This window comes from Pseudomonas sp. BTN1, assembly GCF_001907715.1.
GTDB classification, from domain to species: Bacteria; Pseudomonadota; Gammaproteobacteria; order Pseudomonadales; family Pseudomonadaceae; genus Aquipseudomonas; species Aquipseudomonas paracarnis.
Genome location: NZ_MPBM01000005.1, coordinates 25939 through 44873 on the forward strand (window position 1 = coordinate 25939; position 18935 = coordinate 44873).

At 60.4% G+C, this 18935-nt stretch carries 19 protein-coding genes and 1 pseudogene; 8 read left to right on the forward strand and 12 right to left on the reverse strand.

The window, feature by feature from the left end; all coding sequences use genetic code 11:
* Positions 1-9: 9 nt before the first annotated feature.
* The 3 genes from BMH52_RS01775 to BMH52_RS01785 form a co-directional block, all read right to left on the reverse strand.
* Complete coding sequence (locus BMH52_RS01775; RefSeq protein ID WP_014717668.1) at positions 10-429, reverse strand: organic hydroperoxide resistance protein; 420 nt, start codon at positions 427-429, stop codon at positions 10-12.
* Positions 430-684: 255 nt separating this feature from the next.
* Positions 685-1137: a MarR family winged helix-turn-helix transcriptional regulator gene (locus tag BMH52_RS01780; protein WP_020302801.1), complete on the reverse strand. Its 453-nt coding sequence runs from the start codon at positions 1135-1137 to the stop codon at positions 685-687.
* An 81-nt stretch (positions 1138-1218) separates the two neighbouring features.
* Positions 1219-2169, reverse strand: coding sequence for a LysR family transcriptional regulator (locus BMH52_RS01785; protein ID WP_073842762.1), 951 nt, complete (start codon positions 2167-2169; stop codon positions 1219-1221).
* Between the two features lie 108 nt (positions 2170-2277).
* On the opposite strand from BMH52_RS01785, the gene BMH52_RS01790 reads away from it, so the two are divergent.
* Positions 2278-3027: a sulfite exporter TauE/SafE family protein gene (locus BMH52_RS01790; RefSeq protein WP_032902966.1), complete on the forward strand. Its 750-nt coding sequence runs from the start codon at positions 2278-2280 to the stop codon at positions 3025-3027.
* Here the strand turns inward: BMH52_RS01790 and BMH52_RS01795 are convergent.
* Positions 3017-3898, reverse strand: coding sequence for a LysR family transcriptional regulator (locus BMH52_RS01795; protein ID WP_014717672.1), 882 nt, complete (start codon positions 3896-3898; stop codon positions 3017-3019). The genes BMH52_RS01790 and BMH52_RS01795 overlap by 11 nt on opposite strands.
* 70 nt (positions 3899-3968) lie before the next feature.
* Between BMH52_RS01795 and BMH52_RS01800 the strand changes: the two genes are divergently transcribed.
* Together BMH52_RS01800 and BMH52_RS01805 are read left to right on the forward strand one after the other, a co-directional pair.
* On the forward strand, positions 3969-4175 hold the full coding sequence (locus tag BMH52_RS01800; RefSeq protein WP_014717673.1) for a DUF1127 domain-containing protein: 207 nt from the start codon (positions 3969-3971) through the stop codon (positions 4173-4175).
* 45 nt (positions 4176-4220) lie between these two features.
* Positions 4221-5450 (forward strand): winged helix-turn-helix domain-containing protein, encoded by a 1230-nt coding sequence (locus BMH52_RS01805; RefSeq protein WP_073842764.1) that lies wholly within the window; start codon positions 4221-4223, stop codon positions 5448-5450.
* Positions 5451-5546: 96 nt separating this feature from the next.
* Here the strand turns inward: BMH52_RS01805 and BMH52_RS01810 are convergent, their stop codons facing one another.
* On the reverse strand, positions 5547-6893 hold the full coding sequence (locus BMH52_RS01810) for a class II 3-deoxy-7-phosphoheptulonate synthase (protein ID WP_019820346.1): 1347 nt from the start codon (positions 6891-6893) through the stop codon (positions 5547-5549).
* A 124-nt stretch (positions 6894-7017) separates the two neighbouring features.
* Here BMH52_RS01810 and BMH52_RS01815 point away from each other — a divergent pair, with 124 nt between their 5' ends.
* Positions 7018-7773 (forward strand): spermidine synthase, encoded by a 756-nt coding sequence (locus tag BMH52_RS01815; RefSeq protein ID WP_014717675.1) that lies wholly within the window; start codon positions 7018-7020, stop codon positions 7771-7773.
* Positions 7774-7906: 133 nt separating this feature from the next.
* Here BMH52_RS01815 and BMH52_RS01820 read toward each other — a convergent pair whose 3' ends face one another.
* Entirely contained in the window at positions 7907-8698 is a 792-nt protein-coding gene (locus tag BMH52_RS01820; protein WP_014717676.1) for a crotonase/enoyl-CoA hydratase family protein, read from the reverse strand.
* A 423-nt stretch (positions 8699-9121) separates the two neighbouring features.
* On the opposite strand from BMH52_RS01820, the gene BMH52_RS01825 reads away from it, so the two are divergent.
* On the forward strand, positions 9122-10795 hold the full coding sequence (locus BMH52_RS01825; RefSeq protein ID WP_014717677.1) for a DEAD/DEAH box helicase: 1674 nt from the start codon (positions 9122-9124) through the stop codon (positions 10793-10795).
* A gap of 446 nt (positions 10796-11241) precedes the next feature.
* On the opposite strand, the gene BMH52_RS01830 is transcribed toward BMH52_RS01825, so the two are convergent.
* Complete coding sequence (locus BMH52_RS01830) at positions 11242-12009, reverse strand: class III extradiol ring-cleavage dioxygenase (protein WP_073842766.1); 768 nt, start codon at positions 12007-12009, stop codon at positions 11242-11244.
* Between the two features lie 102 nt (positions 12010-12111).
* On the opposite strand from BMH52_RS01830, the gene BMH52_RS01835 reads away from it, so the two are divergent.
* A complete protein-coding gene (locus BMH52_RS01835; protein ID WP_014717679.1) occupies positions 12112-12768 on the forward strand; it encodes a thiopurine S-methyltransferase in 657 nt (218 codons plus the stop codon).
* Positions 12769-12858: 90 nt separating this feature from the next.
* Here the strand turns inward: BMH52_RS01835 and htpX are convergent, their stop codons facing one another.
* Both htpX and BMH52_RS01845 read right to left on the reverse strand, forming a co-directional pair.
* Positions 12859-13746 (reverse strand): protease HtpX, encoded by an 888-nt coding sequence (htpX, locus tag BMH52_RS01840; protein ID WP_003189904.1) that lies wholly within the window; start codon positions 13744-13746, stop codon positions 12859-12861.
* A gap of 304 nt (positions 13747-14050) precedes the next feature.
* Positions 14051-15262 carry a pyridoxal phosphate-dependent aminotransferase gene (locus BMH52_RS01845; RefSeq protein ID WP_003209058.1) on the reverse strand — a complete coding sequence of 404 codons (1212 nt, stop codon included), beginning with the start codon at positions 15260-15262 and terminating at the stop codon, positions 14051-14053.
* A gap of 202 nt (positions 15263-15464) precedes the next feature.
* Between BMH52_RS01845 and msrB the strand changes: the two genes are divergently transcribed.
* A complete protein-coding gene (gene msrB, locus BMH52_RS01850; RefSeq protein WP_014717680.1) occupies positions 15465-15857 on the forward strand; it encodes a peptide-methionine (R)-S-oxide reductase MsrB in 393 nt (130 codons plus the stop codon).
* A 152-nt stretch (positions 15858-16009) separates the two neighbouring features.
* A complete protein-coding gene (locus BMH52_RS01855) occupies positions 16010-16495 on the forward strand; it encodes a glutathione peroxidase (protein WP_014717681.1) in 486 nt (161 codons plus the stop codon).
* Between the two features lie 21 nt (positions 16496-16516).
* Here BMH52_RS01855 and BMH52_RS29885 read toward each other — a convergent pair whose 3' ends face one another.
* From BMH52_RS29885 to BMH52_RS01860, 3 genes and pseudogenes are all read right to left on the reverse strand, one after another.
* Positions 16517-17263: a response regulator gene (locus BMH52_RS29885; RefSeq protein ID WP_370712655.1), complete on the reverse strand. Its 747-nt coding sequence runs from the start codon at positions 17261-17263 to the stop codon at positions 16517-16519.
* Positions 17163-17387: a DUF2486 family protein gene (locus BMH52_RS29890; protein WP_371360401.1), complete on the reverse strand. Its 225-nt coding sequence runs from the start codon at positions 17385-17387 to the stop codon at positions 17163-17165. Before BMH52_RS29890 ends, BMH52_RS29885 begins: the two co-directional genes overlap by 101 nt.
* A pseudogene (locus tag BMH52_RS01860) lies at positions 17318-18826 on the reverse strand (ATP-binding protein); the annotation flags it as partial. The pseudogene BMH52_RS01860 and the gene BMH52_RS29890, both read right to left, overlap by 70 nt.
* Positions 18827-18935 lie beyond the last annotated feature (109 nt).

Consider the following 18935-nt stretch of genomic DNA (forward strand, 5'->3'; position numbering starts at 1 on the left):
GTCTGTTTTTCAGACCGTTACATGCAAGCGCACCTCAACGTTGCCACGGGTGGCATTGGAGTACGGGCACACTTGGTGCGCAGCGTCGACCAGGCTTTGCGCCTCATCTTGTGCCAGGCCCGGCAGGCTGATATGCAGGTCGATATCCAGGCCGAAGCCGCCCGGGATCTGGCCGATGCCCACGTGGGCGGTGATCGAGGCGTCATCCGGGATTTTGCGTTTGGTCTGGCTGGCCACGAACTTCAGTGCGCCGATAAAGCAAGCGGAGTAGCCGGCAGCAAACAATTGCTCTGGGTTAGTGGCCTGGCCACCGGCGCCGCCCAACTCCTTTGGAGTCGACAGTTTGACGTCGAGAATATTGTCGCTGGAAACGGCGCGACCATCACGGCCGCCAGTGGCGGTGGCTACTGCGGTATAGAGCGTTTGCATGGGGCGTTCCTCTGTGTGTTTAGCGCTAAACATTTGTGCGCTAAGTAGTTGGTGAGGTGAATGTATAGCGCTAATGTTTAGTGCGCAAGTTAATTTTTCAGCGTTGAAGAATTTAAGGGTGTCGCAGAACAAAAAGTGGGAGCTGGCTTGCCTGCGATGACGGTGTATCAGTCACTGCATGGTTGACTGATGAATCGCAATCGCAGGCAAGCCAGCTCCCACTTTTGAGTATGTTTAGTGCTGGGGCCTAGCGTGTCAGATGCTGGTTTGCAGATTGGCGCGCAACGCGATCAGGTCGCCTTGCAGCTTGCGCAATTGCTCCAGCGCCATCCCGCTGGCGCCCAGGATGCATTGCGGAACATCCTTGGCCTTCTCCTGCAAGGCGCGCCCGGCGTCGGTCAGTTTCACCACCACCACCCGCTCGTCTTCGCGGCTGCGCGTGCGGCTGAGCAGGCCCTCGGCTTCCAGGCGCTTGAGCAGTGGCGTCATGGAGCCTGGGTCCGTCAGCAGGCGGCTGCTGATTTCACTGACGGTCAACTCATCCTCCTCCCACAGCACCATCATGGCCAGGTACTGCGGGTAGGTCAGGCCGATGGCCTGGAGCAGGGGCTTATAGACCTTGGTCATTAGCAGTGAGGTGGAGTGCAGGGCGAAGCACAGCTGGTTGTCCAGCAACAGCGATTCGCAAGGATCAGGGTTTTTGCTCATGGTGGCGTCTCGAAAAAGCATGTCTGGGCTGGAATCTAGCGGGCAAATCTTTAATGCGCCAGGTAATTCTTGCCGTAGGCGTCAGACCAAGCCACTTTGCAATGCCAGATCCCAGGGCGGCACCGGGCTGAAACGGGATTTGAGGTATTCAAGCAACAGTCGGCTGCGTGCATTGGGCTGTTGCTCCAGGCGCAGCGCATAAATGCCTGCGGTTTCCGGACTGGGCAAACCGTCTTCACAAAACAGCGGCAACAATTCGCCGCGCACCAGGTATTCACTGGCCAACCAGGTCGGCAAGTGAGCGATGCCCAGCCCGGCCAGTGCGCCCGAGAGCAGGGCTTCGGCGTTGTTGGCACTCATGCGGATGCGTCGCGGGCGATAGGTGGTGCGGCGCCCGTCCAGTTCGAAGCGCCAGGCGAACATTGGCGCCAGCCCGTCCCAGTCCAGGCCGTCATGTTCGCTCAGATCTCGAGGATGGGCCGGCGTGCCACGGCTTTTCAGGTACGCGGGGCTGGCACAGGCGATACGCACGATACTCGCCAGCGGCGTAGCGACCAGCCGGGTGTCGACAATATGCCCTGCGCGCAGAACCAGGTCGACCTTGCCCAGATGCGCGCCCTGCATATCGACAAAGCTGTCGATCAAGTGCAGGTGCACGTCCAGGCCTGGATACAGGCTCAAAAAATCGGCAATGACCGGCGCCAGGTGCCGGCGGCCGAATGCTGCGGGCGCATCGACCCGGATCAACCCCTCCGGCGCATGGCTCAGCGAGACCGCCTCTGCCCGTGCCAGCTGCAACTCGCTGACAATTCGTCGCGCTCGCTCGGCAAAGGCCAGGCCTGCGGAGGTGGGCACCACCGCATGGGTGCTGCGTTGGAACAGGCGGCTACCCACGGAGCTTTCCAGGCTGTCGATGCGCCGGGCCACGGCTGAAGGTGTCAGCGGATGGAGGCGCGCGGCGGCGGAAAAACTGCCGGCTTCCATTACGTCGAGAAACAGGCTCAGCTGGTCGGTCAGGGTGTTGGGGTTCATAGCTCAACGCTTATGCGAGATTGGCACAGCCATTGTGCGTTGCTGTGCGTTTCCGCGCCAGAGCCGACTGCGTAGCATGCCAAGCATGAAATTGCGGAGTACCGAGCGGTGTGGGATTTAGTGATGTACCTGGCATTGGGTGCGGCGTTGGGCACTGTAGGTGGGCTGTTTGGCATTGGTGGTGGGCTGATTGCCATCCCGGTGCTGGGCGTGTTGTTCGGCCTGGATCAGCAGATTGCCCAAGGTACCGCCTTGGTGATGGTCGTGCCGAATGTGATGCTTGCGCTGTGGCGCTATCATCAGCGTAACCGCATCGAGTTGCGTCACGCTTTACCCCTGGGTGTGACCGGCTTTTGCTTTGCCTGGCTGGGATCGATCTGGGCGGTGGGCCTGGATGCGGGTGCCATGCGCATCGGTTTTATTGCGTTCTTGGTGGCGTTGTCTGCCTACAACCTGCTGCGCATGTTCACTCGCAATGCGCCGCCCACCGCACAAATGCGTTATTCCTGGCCCTGGCTTGGCGTCTTGGGCGCGGCATCCGGTTCCATGGGCGGGCTGTTCGGGGTCGGCGGCGCGGTGGTCGCCACGCCGGTACTCACCAGCGTCTTCGGCACTACTCAAGTGGTCGCCCAAGGCTTGTCGTTGGCCTTGGCGTTGCCCAGCACCGGTGTGACCCTGGTCACCTATGCCTGGCACCACGAGGTGGACTGGATGATCGGCCTGCCACTGGCGGTGGGGGGCCTGCTGAGTATCAGTTGGGGCGTGAAAGTGGCGCATGCCTTGCCAGAACGTCTGTTGCGCGGCCTCTTCTGTGGCTTCTTGGTGGTGTGCGCGCTGATGCTGACCTTTAAAGTTTGAAGCCTTCGACGATGTAGTCCGCCAGGCATTCGGTGATCGGCGAGGTCATCTGCGGGTTACGCAGCAAGCGCAGGTTCATCGACGGTAAAGGCGGGAAGCCTTCGTCGCTGCCGAGCACTCGCAGGTCGTCGGTGACCAGGCTTTCCATGCTGACCATCGCCGCCAGGCCTGCACTGACCACTGCCAGGATCGCTGCTCCGTTAGAGCTGTGATAGGCCAGGCGATAATCTCGCCCGGCCGCCTCCAGTGCGGCCCGTGCCCAATGGGTGTACAGGCACTCGTCGCCGGACACCGCCAGGGGCAGGGCATCGTGCTCCTCCACACAAAAGCACGGTGATGCTGCCCACACCATGCGTTCGGTACGCAATAACTCACCCAGATCGTTGCCGGGCTCGCGGCTGATTACGGTCAACGCCAGGTCCCGCCGTTGCATCAATACGGTCGATGCTTCGCAGTGCATTTCGATCTGGATCAGTGGGTAGGCTTTGGAAAATTGCTTGAGGATGCCTGGCAGAAAGCGCATCACGTAGTCATCCGGCGTGCCGATACGCACCAACCCCACCATATGCGGCTCGCGCAGGGTATTGAACACTTCGCTGTGCAATTTCAGGATGCGCCGCGCATAACCCAACAGCACCTGGCCTTCGGGCGTGAGCCGTACCTGGCGGCCATCGCGCTCGAACAGTTTGCGCTGCAACACGTCTTCTTCCAGGCGCTTCATCTGCATGCTCACCGCCGATTGAGTGCGGTTGACCTGCTCGCCGGCGCGGGTGAAACCGCCCTGGTCGGCAATGGCGACGAAGGTGCGCAGCACATCAGTGTCGATGCTGGGATAGGCGGACAATTGATCAATCTCCGAGATGTAATGCATAAGAAACATTCGTTGGATTGATCATAATGCCCGGCACACACTGTCGTCATCCCCACTGGAGGGCGAGAAGATGAAAGGTCAAAAAGGTTTCATATCGACGGATAAATGGCCGTTTGCCGGGCTGTTTCACACATTCGCGCGTTGGCAGCTGTTGCATCAGGAGCGCCAGATGCTGGCGACCCTGAGCGATGACGCCCTCAAGGACATCGGGCTCAATCGCGCCGACGTCGCGCAGGAAAGCCATCGGCATTTCTGGGAGGACCCGCTGCGAAAATAAGCGCGGATGCAGTAGGGTAGGGGGCGAGCTTCTATGGAGATTGCCATGCCCGCCGACCTGTGTTTTTCACTCAAGCAAGCTCGACGCATGGCGCTGGCTGCCCAGGGATTTTCCGGGCGCCAGGCGCCTGCACAGATAAAGGCTGCGCACCTCAACCGCTTGATCGAACGCCTGGGCGTTTTACAGATCGACTCGGTCAATGCGCTGGTGCGTTCCCACTACCTGCCCGTGTTTTCCCGCCTTGGTTCTTATTCCCCATCGATTCTTGAACAGGCGGCCTGGAGCCAGGGGCGGCGGCGTTCTCTGTTTGAATACTGGGGGCATGAGGCGTCACTGCTGCCCTTGGCGCTGTACCCGTTGATGGGTTGGCGCATGGAGCGCGCCCGGCAAGGGCGGGGGATTTATGCGCAAATGGCACGTTTTGGCCGTGAACAGCAGGCGACGATCCAACGCGTGTTGCGCACCGTCGAACAGCAGGGCGCCTTGGGGGCGGGTAGCTTGTCGACCCGCGAGGAGCGTGCCGGGCCCTGGTGGGATTGGAGTGATGAAAAGCACGCGCTGGAATGGCTGTTCGCCGCTGGCCTGGTCACGGTTGCCGGTCGTCGAGGGTTTGAGCGGCTTTATGATCTGCCCGAGCGTGTTATTCCCGCAGAGGTGCTCAGGGTCTCCATGAGTGAAGGTGAAGCGCAGCGTGGCTTGCTGTTGCACAGCGCGACTGCATTGGGTGTCGCCACCGAAAAAGACCTGCGCGATTATTTCCGCCTCGACCCCGCCGACAGCCGCAACCGCTTGGCCGAGCTGGTTGAGGATGGGCAACTGCTGGCGTGCCGGGTGCGGGGCTGGAAACAACCAGCGTACTGCCCGTCGGCGCCGAAACTGCCTCGCACAGTGCCGGCCAGTGCATTGTTGTCGCCGTTCGATTCGCTGATATGGGAGCGCAGCCGCACCGAGCGCCTGTTCGACTTTCGCTATCGGCTGGAGATCTACACCCCGCAAGAAAAGCGCGTGTATGGCTACTACGTGTTGCCGTTTCTCCACAACGAACGCATTGCCGCGCGCGTCGACCTGCGAGCCGAGCGTGCTCATGGGCGCCTGGCCGTGCATGTCGTGCATGAGGAAGAGCCGGGGCTGGATGAGGAAGGCATGCTGGCGCTGGCGCTGAACCTGCGCAAAATGGCCGACTGGCTAGGGCTGGAACAGGTCCAGCTCAATTGCCAGCGGCCCAGTGCTGCTCGGTTAAGGGCAGCGATGCCGAACCGGGATACCAACCTTTAAACCTCTATCGCGGGCAAGCCCGGCTCCCACAGAGAAACGCGTTCAAATGTGGGAGCCGGGCTTGCCCGCGATGGCGTCATCCCCGTCGCTAAAACGTCAGCGCTTTACCTGTTTCAAGGTCTCTGCAATCAGAAACGCCAACTCCAGCGATTGATCGGCATTCATCCGTGGGTCGCAATGGGTGTGATAACGGTCCGACAGGCCATCTTCGGTGATCGGCCGTGCGCCGCCGATGCATTCGGTGACGTTCTGCCCGGTCATCTCGATATGGATCCCGCCAGCATAGGTGCCTTCTGCCTGGTGCACTTGGAAGAAATCCTTCACTTCGCCAAGGATCTGCGCAAAGTCGCGGGTCTTGTAGCCGCTGCTGGCCTTGATGGTATTGCCGTGCATCGGGTCGCAGCTCCACAGCACTTGCTTGCCCTCGCGCTGCACGGCGCGGATCAGGTTGGGCAAATGGTCGCCGACCTTGCCTGCCCCCATACGGGCGATGAGGTTGAGGCGGCCAGGGTCGTTATCCGGGTTGAGGATGTCGATCAGGCGGGTCAGGTCGTCCGGGTTCATGCTAGGTCCGACTTTCACGCCGATCGGGTTGTTCACTCCGCGCAGGAACTCGACATGGGCGCCGTCCAACTGACGGGTGCGGTCGCCGATCCACAACATATGCGCCGAGCAGTCGTAGTAGTCGTTGGTCAGGCTATCGCGGCGCACGAAGGCCTGTTCATAGTTGAGCAGCAATGCTTCGTGGGCGGTGAAGAAGCTGGTTTCGCGCAATTGCGGCGAGCTGTCCATGCCACAAGCGCGCATGAAGGCCAGGGTTTCGTCGATGCGGTCGGCCAGTTGGCTGTACTTCTCGGCGAGCGCGGAGTTGGCGATGAAATCCAGGTTCCACTTGTGCACCTGGTGCAGGTCAGCGAAACCGCCCTGGGCAAAGGCGCGCAGCAGGTTGAGGGTGGCGGTGGACTGGTGGTAGGACTGCAACAGGCGGTCCGGATCTGGCACGCGGCTTTTTTCGTCGAAGCCGATGCCGTTGACGATATCGCCCCGGTAGGCGGGGAGGGTGATGCCGTCGATGGTTTCATCGTTGGCCGAGCGTGGCTTGGCGAACTGGCCGGCCATGCGCCCGACTTTCACCACCGGGCAACCGGCAGCGAAGGTCATGACAATGGCCATCTGCAGCAGCACCTTGAAGGTGTCGCGAATCTTCGCGGCGGAAAACTCGGCAAAGCTCTCGGCGCAATCGCCACCTTGCAGCAGGAACGCACGACCTTGGGTCACTTCGGCAAACTGACGGCGCAATTCGCGGGCTTCCCCGGCAAACACCAGGGGCGGGTAGCTCGCCAGGCTCTGCTCCACTTGCAGCAAGTGTGCAGCGTCCGGGTATTGGGGTTGCTGCTGGATCGGCAGGGCTCGCCAGCTATCGGGGCTCCAGGGTTGGCTCATCATGAACTCGTTTGCGGGTGGATGTTCGGGCGTCAATGTTAGCAGCAATTAGTGCGTGACCTGTTGCTGCCGCTTGGCCGACAATCGCGCCTTTGCCGTGCAGCAGACCCTTTTAGGAGTAGTGATGAGCGAGGAGCGTGTCGAGCACCTGCTGGCCGAAGTCCATGATGAATTCGGCATGATCCGTGTGCTTGAAGTGGCTGATTACCGCTTTCTCGAATTTGGCGACGCCATCGAGCAAAGCTGTGTGTTCACTGCTGACCCGAGCTGGCTGGAGTACGACTACACCCGCGCCATGCTGATCGGCGCGTTGTGCCATGAACAGCCGGAGAGTGCATTGTTTCTCGGCCTGGGCGCGGGCACGTTGACCCAGGCGTGCCTCAAGTTCCTGGCGCTGGAAGATGTCGAAGCCATTGAGCTGCGCCCTGATGTGCCGCGCCTGGCCATCGAATATCTGGGGCTGGATGACGACCCGCGCTTGTACATCCGCATTGGCGACGCGTTGCAATTGCTCGACAGTGCCGAATCGGCCGATTTGATTTTCGTCGACCTCTACACCGATGTCGGCCCGGGCGTGGGGCATCTGGCCTGGACCTTCCTGGAAAACTGTCAGAAGAAACTCAACCCCGGCGGCTGGCTGGTGATCAACCAATGGGCCACCGATGATGGCAAGCCGTTGGGGGCGGCGTTGTTGCGTGGGTTGTACCACCGGCATTACTGGGAGCTGCCGGTGAAGGAGGGCAATGTGATTCTGTTGGTGCCTTCGGAGCTGGATCAGGTGCTGGACCTGGAGGCGCTGTCAGCCCGCGCCGAAGCTTTGGCGCCGCGCTTGGGGTACTCGTTGCAGCCGTTGATCAAGGCGATTCGGCCGGCAACTTAGTTGCCAGTTCGGACGCTTTCGCGGGCAGGCCCGCTCCCACAGGGGATTGCATTTCAACAGAGCATGCAATTCAACTGTGGGAGCGGGCTTGCCCGCGAAGAGGCCCTCACTGCCGACCGCTAATTCAGTTCGTTCAAATCCCCTTGAACACCCCCGGCCGCTTCTCGACCATCGCCCGAACACCCTCCTTGGCATCTTCACTGTTGAGCAGTTTATCCACCATGGGCGGCAGCGCGGCGGCTGCCACAGCCTCACCCTCCATACGCGCCAGCCGTGCCGACATCAACGTGGCCTGTACACCCAGCGGTGCCTGGCGCGCAATGCGGTTGGCCAACTCGATGGCGCGGGGCAACAGGTCTTCACTGGCCATCACTTCCTGCACCAACCCCAGGCGCAGGGCTTCATGGGCGTCGAACTCGTCGCCGGTGAGCAGCCAGCGCATCGCATTGCCCCAGCCGGCAATCTGATGAAAGCGCAATGTCGCGCCGCCAAACGGGAAGATCCCGCGTTGCACCTCCATCTGGGCAAAGCGGGTATTGCTGGCGCAGAGGTTGATATCCGCCGCCAGCATCAATTCGATACCGATCGTCAGGCAATAACCCTGGGCGGCGACGATCACCGGCTTGCTCACGCGCGGGCCTGCAAACACCCCCCACGGGTCGCACCCTCCCAGCGGCGGTTGCCAGCCACCCGCCATCACGCTGCTGACATTGGCCAGGTCCAGCCCGGCCGTGAAGTGGTCGCCATGGGCAAACACCACGGCCACCCGTGCGTCATCGTTTCGATCAAATTCGCCATAGGCCAGGCTCAGCGCATTGAGCAAATCCAGGTCGAAGGCGTTGCGCTTGGCCACACGGTCCAGGCCCAGCAATAGAACATGACCCTCAAGTGCGCGGCTGACACGGCTACTGCTGGCTTGATTCATGGGGTGTGCCCTCGGGGCGCGGGTAAGGTTTCAGACCAAAGGGTCTCAGCGGGTGGGTGAACCGTTTAAGCTCGATGACCAACAGGGCCGGGCCTTTGAAAAATAGACCCTGGCGCACGGATCTGCAAAGCGCGTGACGCAGTGCGGTTTATCGGTGCCTGGCGATAAAAAAAGCTCCCTTTTTCAGCTATTTCCGGTATAGTGCGCGCCGGCCTTTAACCGGGCCGCGTTTAGGTAGCGCAATTCCCCGAAGTCAGCTTCGGCTGCACGTCCGCACAGCGGACTCTTCCTTGACGAATCTTTTTCATTCATTCGTTTTCGCAAATCCCCGCCGACAAAGCAGCCAGGGCGACTCTTGAGTCTCAACACGGCATGCGCAGCTTTGGAGCATGGGTCTTTGCGGATGCACTTAGAGGCAGACCCATGACCCAGGAAACCGGCGGCTTCGCCGCTTTTAATCTTAACCCGAATATTCTTGCAGCCGTCGCAGCGACCGGCTACGAAGAACCTTCGGCGATTCAGCAGCAATCGATCCCGATCATCATGGCCGGTAAGGACATGATTGGCCAGGCGCAAACCGGTACCGGCAAAACTGCCGCGTTCGCTTTGCCAATCCTGCACTGCATCGATCCTGCCAAGCGCGAGCCGCAAGCCCTGATCCTGGCGCCAACCCGTGAGTTGGCGCTGCAAGTAGCAACCGCCTTTGAAACCTACGCCAAGCAAATGCCGGGTGTAACTGTTGTGGCCGTTTACGGCGGCGCGCCTATGGGCCCACAACTCAAGGCAATCCGTAATGGCGCACAGATCGTTGTCGCCACTCCGGGCCGTCTGTGCGACCACCTGCGTCGTGACGAAAAAGTCCTGTCGACCGTGAACCACCTGGTTCTGGACGAAGCTGACGAAATGTTGAAGCTGGGCTTCATGGATGACCTGGAAGTCATCTTCAAGGCACTGCCAGCGACCCGTCAGACCGTGTTGTTCTCGGCGACCCTGCCGCAGTCCATCCGTGCCATTGCCGAACGCCACCTGCGCGATCCGGAGCACGTGAAGATCCAGACCAAGACCCAGACCGTTACCGCGATCGAACAGGCTCACCTGTTGGTTCACGCTGACCAGAAGACCTCGGCTGTATTGAGCCTGCTGGAAGTCGAAGACTTCGACGCCCTGATCATGTTCGTGCGCACCAAGCAAGCGACCCTGGACCTGGCCAGCGCCCTGGAAGCCAAAGGCTACAAAGCCGCTGCGCTGAACGGTGACATTGCCCAGAACCAGCGTGAGCGCGTGATCGACTCCCTCAAGGATGGTCGTCTGGACATCGTTGTGGCGACCGACGTTGCCGCCCGTGGCCTCGACGTTCCACGTATCACCCACGTGTTCAACGTTGACATGCCTTACGATCCAGAATCCTACGTTCACCGTATCGGCCGTACCGGCCGTGCCGGTCGCGAAGGCCGTGCATTGCTGCTGGTGACTCCACGTGAGCGCCGCATGCTGCAAGTGATCGAGCGTGTTACCGGCCAGAAAGTTGCCGAAGTCCGCCTGCCGGATGCCCAGGCCGTTCTCGATGCGCGCATCAAGAAACTGACCAACAGCCTGGCGCCACTGGTGGCTGACGCTGAATCGACCCACGGCGACCTGCTGGACCGCCTGACTGCCGATATCGGTTGCACCCCGCGTGCCCTGGCTGCAGCTCTGCTGCGCAAAGCTACCAATGGTCAGGCCCTGACCCTGGCAGCCATCGAAAAAGAACGTCCACTGGTTCCGAACAGCGCGCCACGCGGTGATCGTCCAGAGCGTTCCGGCGACCGTCCAGACCGTGGTGATCGCGAGCGTCGCGCTCCAGTGCCATTGGCTGAAGGCCGTGCTCGTTGCCGTACCGCGCTGGGTGCGCGTGATGGTATCGCGGCCAAGAACCTGCTGGGCGCTATCCTCAACGAGGGTGGCCTGGCACGTGAAGCCATCGGTCGCATCCAGGTGCGTGACAGCTTCTCCCTGGTGGAGCTGCCGGAAGACGGCCTGGAAAAACTGCTGGCCAAGCTCAAAGACACTCGCGTTGCCGGTAAGCAGCTCAAGCTGCGTCGCTACCGCGAAGATTGATCTGCCCTTGGGCTGATTGATCGCACATAAAAAATCCCCGACTGGTTCGGGGATTTTTTTGCCTCATGTTTTAGTCTCCGAGGCGATCAACTGTGGGAGCTGGCTCCCGCGACGACCTGATGGTAGATGCTGATCTAACTGATGCCCCGCGATCCAAATGTGGGAGCTGGCTTGCCTGCGAAGACGGTCTGACAGCCGACGCTTTTCTACCTGACACCCCGCAATCAAACTGTGGGAGCGGGCTTGCTCGCGAAGACGGCCTAACAGTCAACTCAGTTGGACCGTGTACATATCCATGCCTGCCGGCCAGCGTGGTTTAACGGGGCGCCTAAGATCAAAAGCCAGATCAAGATCACAAGCAGATCAAGATCAAGAGCGGCTCGTTTTGCATCGTGGTTACCGTCGGCTGCTATTGCAGCAAGCCAGCTTCTAAAGCTATGACGGTGTCAGTCAAAGCGATAGATATCCATGCCCAGGGCGCCCAGTGTGAAGCCTTGGTGCGCCACGCTGAAATCTGCGCCCGCACCCCGCGCAAAGTACAGCGGCAGCAAATGCTCATCGCTGGGATGGTTGCGCACGGCATGTGGCGCCTGGCGCCGATAGTCATGCAAGGCGGCGTCGTCATTGGTCGCCAGTTTGTCGACCACCCAGTCGCGAAACTCCCGCGCCCACGGGGTGATCGTTTCCGGCCCGGCGCGCCAATCCAGTTCGCCCAGGTTATGAGTGATGCTGCCGGAGCCGATCAACAGCACGCCCTGTTCGCGCAGGCTGGCGAGCGCATGCCCGACCCGGGTTTGCAGGGCGGGGCCCAGGCGGCTGGGCAAGGAAACTTGCACCACTGGAAGGTCTGCTGCCGGATACATCAGCGACAGCGGGACCCAGGTGCCGTGGTCGAAGGGACGTTGCTCGTCAATACGTGCAGCCAGACCGTCGGCGTGCAGCAGCTCGACGATCTCACTGGCCAGCTGTGGGTCACCCGGCGCGGGGTATTGCACCGCAAACAACTCGCGCGCAAAGCCGCCAAAGTCGTGCCAGGTTTCCGGTGCAGCACCGCCGCTGACCAGCAGTTCCGGGCTTTCCCAATGCGCCGACACCACCACAATGGCTTTGGGGCGGGGTAGCTCGGCAGCCAGGCGCTGTAGCGCGGGGCCACTGGCGCCGGGTTGCAAGGCCAGCATGGGCGAGCCGTGGGAGATAAACAGGCTGGGGAGCATGAGCGGGTCCTGAGGGTTAAGATAACGCCATCTTCAATCAGATCATTGATCTAAATCTAATATAAGTTTTAGCGCCTTTTGATCGAATTTTCGGAGTGATTCATGCAGCCTGAATTTTGGCAGGACCGCTGGGCGAGCAATCAGATCGGTTTCCATCAGCGCGAGGTCAATCCCTACTTGCAACGGCACTGGCCCGTGTTGGGGTTGCCCGAGGGGGCAAAGGTGCTGGTGCCGTTGTGTGGCAAAAGCCTGGACTTGGTATGGCTCGAGAGCCAGGGGTACCCGGTAATGGGCGTGGAGCTGTCGGAGCAGGCGGTTGAGGCGTTCTTCAGCGAGCAGGGGCTGGTGCCGCACGTCAGTCATAAGGGCGTCTTCAAGGTCTACCAGGCGGGTCAGATCGAACTGTGGTGTGGCGATTTCTTCAGCCTGGATGCGCAGGCGCTGGTCGGTTGCCGCGGCGTATATGATCGCGCCGCGTTGATTGCATTGCCTCCGCTGATGCGTGCGCAATACGCCGAGCACCTGAATGCCTTGCTGCCGTCAGGCTGCCAGGGGTTGCTGGTTACCCTCGATTACGACCAGGCGCAGAAAGCCGGCCCACCCTTTGCTGTCTCGGACGAGGAAGTGCAGGTGCTGCTAGCACCGCATTGGGCGTTGGAGCGGCTGGAGGAGCGAGACATCCTGGGGGAGAGCTGGAAGTTCGTGCAGGACGGAGTGACTCGCCTTGAAGAGCGTGCTTATCGGCTGACCAGGCTCTAAAAGGCCTTTTCCTTTTGTAGGCGCGAGCGGGGAAATCAGCAGGCACAAAAAAGGAGCGATTAGATCGCCCCTTTTCGAGTCATCCGGCTATCAGCCGCGGCGACGCAATGCGTCAATCCGCTCTTCCAGCGGCGGGTGGCTCATGAACAGGCGAGCCAGGCCCTGCTTGATGCCGCCGTTGATGCCGAAGGCGGTCAGGCTGTCGGGCATATGCACCGGCAGGCCCTGTTCAGAGCGCAAGCGTTGCAGCGCGCCGATCATTGCGCTGGTGCCCGCCAGGCGTGCGCCGGCTTCGTCGGCGCGGAACTCGCGTTTGCGCGAGAACCACATCACGATGGCGCTGGCCAGGAAGCCCAGGACCAACTCGGCGAAAATGGTCGCCACGAAGTAGGCAATGCCGCGGCCTTCTTCATTCTTGAAGATGACCTTGTCGACGAAGTTGCCGATGATCCGCGCGAAGAACATCACGAAGGTGTTCACCACGCCCTGTACCAGCGCCAGGGTGACCATGTCGCCGTTGGCCACGTGACCGATCTCGTGGGCCAGCACCGCCTTGACTTCATCGGGCGAAAACCGCTCCAGCAGGCCCTGGCTCACGGCCACCAGCGCGTCGTTCTTGTTCCAGCCGGTCGCAAAGGCGTTGGCCTCATAAGCCGGAAAGATCCCCACTTCGGGCATTTTGATGCCGGCTTCTTGAGACAACTGTTCCACGGTTTGCATCAGCCATTGTTCATGGCGAGTGCGGGGTTGAGTGATGATCTGGGTGCTGGTGCTCATCTTCGCCATCCACTTGGAGATGAACAGCGAAAACAGCGAACCGGCAAAACCAAAGACCGCACAGAAAATCAGCAGCTGATTGAGGTTCAGATCAACCCCATTGGCCGCCATGAACCCGTTGAAGCCAAAAAGGCTCAGGGTGACGCTGGCAATCAGTACGACCGCCAGGTTAGTGGCCAAGAACAGCAGGATGCGCATCATGGTTGTAGAATTCTCCTCATGCTTAATATGTCGCTCACTGCGGGGTATATAAGGTGCGGCATGGGGTGATTCAACCGGGGGACTATTTCAAACTGTGTCCTACGCCTCGGGCGTAGGGCCTTGAAGGGATTTTCCGACCTGTATCGTCAGCCCTTATCAACCCGATACTACCTCGCCGCCCCGTGATTATAAGGGGTACGTCCTCGGCAGGGGCCAAATGAAGTACAACCGCAAGTAAGTGACGCAGAAGTGTTGCCAGATAATCGCTGTACGACCCCAAGTGAGTCGTACAGCGTCAATGGCCTTACTGGCGATAGGACTTCAGGAAGTTGCCGATGCGACCAATGGCCATTTCCAGGTCATCCACGCGTGGCAAGGTCACTACGCGGAAGTGATCCGGCCATGGCCAGTTGAAGGCGGTACCTTGCACGACCAGCAGTTTTTCCGACAGCAGCAGGTCGAGCACGAACTTCTCATCGTTGAGGATCGGGCAGACTTTCGGGTCGATCCGCGGGAACGCATAGAGCGCACCCATGGGCTTCACACAGCTCACGCCGGGGATAGCGTTAAGCAACTCCCAGGTGCGGTTACGCTGCTCCAGCAGGCGGCCTTGAGGCAAGACCAGGTCATTGATGCTCTGGTAGCCGCCGAGGGCGGTCTGGATCGCGTGCTGGCTCGGTACGTTGGCGCACAGGCGCATGTTGGCCAGCATGTCGATGCCTTCTATATAGCTTTGCGCATTGTGCTTGGGCCCGGAGATGGCGATCCAGCCGGAGCGGAAACCCGCCACGCGGTAGGACTTGGACAGGCCATTGAAGGTCAGGCACAGCAGGTCCGGGGCCAGGGAGGCGGTGCAGATATGCACGGCGTCATCATAGAGGATCTTGTCGTAGATCTCGTCGGAGAACACCACCAGGTTGTGCTGACGCGCCAGTTCCAGCATGCCCAGCAATACTTCCCTGGAGTACACGGCGCCGGTGGGGTTGTTCGGGTTGATGATCACCAGAGCCTTGGTGTTGGGCGTGATCTTGGCCTTGATGTCGGCCAGGTCCGGGAACCAGTCGGCGCCCTCATCACACAGGTAATGCACCGGGTGGCCGCCCGCCAAGGTCACGGCGGCGGTCCACAGCGGGTAATCCGGGGCTGGCACCAGGACTTCATCGCCGTTGTTGAGCAATGCCTGCATGGACATCACGATCAGCTCGGACACGCCGTTGCCCAGGTAGATGTCCTCGATGCCGACACCTTCGACCTGCTTCTGCTGGTAGTACTGCATCACCGCCTTGCGCGCGCTGAACAGGCCTTTGGAGTCGCTGTAGCCCTGGGCGGTCGGCAGGTTGCGGATCACATCCTGGAGGATTTCGTCCGGCGCTTCGAAACCAAACGGCGCCGGGTTGCCAATGTTCAGCTTGAGGATGCGATGGCCTTCCTCTTCCAGGCGTTTGGCGTGCTTGAGCACCGGGCCGCGAATGTCATAGCAGACGTTGGCGAGCTTGTTCGATTTGCTGACCTGCATGGCGATGTGATCCTGAAAATGAACGATCCCGACGGCGTAGGCACTACCGTAGGGTGAAGCCTGCACGGCCCGCACCCATAAATACGTTTGAATGCCGATGGCGCGGGTGCCAGACTGGCGTTTTGAAGAGGCGCAATCATACGTGCCGTCTGATCCATGGAAAAGACACAGATCAGGGTTTTTCAGTTGCCGAGGTGTACCGATGGAAAAGTTGCAGAAAACTGTAGATGAATGGAAGGCGATGCTCGATCCGGAGCAGTACAACGTGTGCCGTCTCAAGGGTACCGAGCGACCGTTCAGCGGCAAGTACAACGCCACCAAGACCGACGGCGTCTACCACTGCATCTGCTGCAACGAGCCGCTGTTCGATTCCAAGGCCAAGTTTGATTCCGGCTGTGGCTGGCCCAGCTTCTATGAGCCGATTGCCGACAGCGCGATGGTCGAGATCCGCGATGTCAGCCACGGCATGATTCGTACCGAAGTCACCTGCGCCAAGTGTGACGCACACCTGGGGCATGTGTTTCCGGATGGTCCGCCGCCGACGGGCCTGCGCTACTGCATCAACTCGGTATGCCTGGAGCTGGTGCCGCGCTAGGCTTACATAGCCCCCGTAGGAGCGAGCTTGCTCGCGAAAAACGCCAACGATAACGCGGGGCGCCTGAATGAACGCGGCGTCTGGGAGTTTTTCGCGAGCAAGCTCGCTCCTACACGAATAAGGTTCTTCTTTCGCTGACTTGAGGTATTGCCATGAGCGACTCCCTGCTGAGCATCCCTTGCACCACCATAAAGGGTGAACAAAAGACCTTGGCCGATTTTGCCGGCAAGGCCATTTTGGTGGTCAACACCGCCAGCAAATGCGGCTTCACCCCGCAGTACAAGGGCCTTGAGCAGCTTTGGCAGCAATACAAGGACCAGGGCCTGGTGGTGCTCGGCTTTCCCTGCAACCAGTTCGGCAAGCAGGAACCGGGCAACGAAGGCGCGATATCCGAGTTCTGCGAGCTGAATTTCGGCGTCAGTTTTCCGCTGTTCAAGAAAATCGACGTCAATGGCAGCGATGCCCACCCGCTGTTCGTGCAGTTGAAAAAACAGGCCCCGGGACTACTGGGTTCCAAGAACATCAAGTGGAACTTCACCAAGTTCCTCATCGGCCGTGATGGCCAGCAGGTCAAGCGCTTTGCGCCAACCACCAAGCCCCAGGACTTGACCCAGGAGATCGAAGCCCTGCTCAAATGACCTAAGCATTGCGGGTACCCCTCAGAGGCTGATGGTCTTCGGTACCCACAGCTCCAGCAAGGCGTTGAGTTCTTCCCGGCGAAACGGCTTGGCCAGGTAATCGTTCATTCCCGCGGCCCGGCAACGCTCGCGTTCTTCGGCCATCGCGTTGGCGGTCAAGGCCACGATGGGCAAGTCCGGCCACCGCCCGCTGCGACGAATCTGTCGGCTGGCCTCATAGCCATCCATCACGGGCATGTTGCAGTCCATCAACACCATATCGAAGCGCTGATCCTCCAGCAGCTTGAGGGCTTCGCCACCGTGGGCCGCGACGATCACCTCGCACCCGAGCTTGCTGAGCATGCCCTTGGCCACCAGTTGGTTGACCGCGTTGTCCTCCACCAGCAGGATGCGCGCGCGGTGCGCAAGCGGTGCGGCTTCTATCTGCACCGGATCGAGGACCAGTTGCGCGTCGCTGCGCAGGTTGCGTTGCAGGATCTGGTACAGCGCGTTGCGGCTCAACGGGCGGGCTTGTTGCTGCAGCGGCGCCAGGGCCGCGACTTCAGCGCTGGGCAAAAAGTTGCCGTAGGCGGTGACCAGCAGAATCGGCGCGCTGATGCCCGGGCGCAAGCGGAACAGGCATTCAGGGCAGTCGGTGATCAACAGGTCGGGCGCCAGCCCGCTCAGATCATCGTCCTGGGAATAGCAGCGCGGCGTCAGCCCCCAAGAGGGCAGCAGGGTGGTGAGCAGCTCCGTCAGCCCGCCGCCGGCGTTGGTGATGGCGATCACCTCGCCGGTGAGCGGTGCATAGCGTGTGGCAGGCAAATGCGCGGGCAGCGGGAGGTCGGCGCAGAACTGGCTGCCAAAGCCCACCTCCGAGCTGATACTCAAACGACCTTGCATGGCTTCGCACAGGTTATGGGTCAACGCCAGGCCCAATCCCGTTCCACCAAACTGGCGGGTGATGCCAGCGCCGGCCTGGGTGAATGGTTGGAAAATTTTCACTTGGGCTTCCTGAGCGATACCAATGCCGGTATCGCACACTTCGATGCTGACCCTGCCTGCCGAGGCGCGCAGGCGCACGTCGACGCGGCCAAAGCGGGTGAACTTCAAGGCATTGGAGAGCAAGTTGCTGACGATTTGCCGCACACGGGTTGGGTCGCCGATCACCTGGGCGGGAAATCGCGGGTCGATCAGGCAGGTCAACTCAACACTCGGCGCCGCGTTTTGCGACAGCAGGTTGGCGGTGTCCTCCACCAGGGAGCCCAGGTCGAACGGAATATGCTCCAGCTCCAGTTGCCCAGCGTCGAATTTGGACAGATCGAGGATATCGTTGAGCAACTCCACCAGCACTTTACCTGAGTCATGGGCAATGGACAGTTGCTGGCGCTGTTCGGCAGTCAGCGGGCTGTCCAGTGACAGGGCAATCATGCCCAGCAGCCCATTGAGTGGCGTGCGGATTTCATGGCTCATATTGGCCAGGAATGCCGCCCGCGCCTGGGCCATGCCCAACGCCGTCATTTTCGCTGCTTCCAGCTCATCGTTGGACTGGCTCAAGCGTTGGTTGCTGGCCTTGAGTTCAAGGGTGCGCGCCGAAACGATATTTTCCAGCTGCCCCAGGTACTCCGTGAGGCGGTCTTCGGCGTGGCGCCGTTGCTGGATCTCGGTTTCCATGTTTTCAAATTGCTGGTTAGCGACATTGACCAGCACGCCGATTTCATCGTGTTCATGCCCCGCGGGGCAATCCAGTCGCGCCTGTTTGCGTGTGCTCAGTTCGCGAATAATGCGCACCAGCGGTTGGGTGAGCATCACATAGAACAGGCCCAGCAAAATCCCGGTGAGCAGCAGGCTGCGGGCGAAGCCGTTGAGCAGGGTGATCTCGGCGCGATGCAGGAAACGGCTGCCAAAGGCATAGGTATCGACGTCCAGGCGTAGCACACCCAGGGAGTCGTTGGGCATATGGCTGAGAAACAGCCGGTCTTCAAACTGGCGATTGGCCCCAAACAGAAAATCGCTGACGGGCCGATAGTTGCTTTCTTTGCGCGGGCGGTTGACGTCGGCCAGCACCACGCCATTGTTGTCGATCAACTGCGCGCGGATGATGGCAGGGGAGTGCAGCAGGCCCAGGGTCAGTTCCTGGGCGAGTTCGGCATCGATGTTGTAGGCGATGCGTGACGCCGGGTTATGGCTGATTTCAATCAGTGAGCGTATTTCACGGTTGATGGATGCGTCTTCGCTGGCATAATCAATGCCGATTTGGATCAGGCTGAGCAAGGTTCCCAACACGAAACCGACCAGCACAGTCAATCTGGCTTGTTTATAAGACAAGCGGTGGGCGAACTTGATATCCATCGAGTGTTGAACCACTTAGCGTTTCCCTTCGCCCGGCAAGCATAGCTGAACATCCACAAGCTTTGGCTTGCCCGGCATGAATCGTTTGTTTGATGCAGCCCATGCAGTG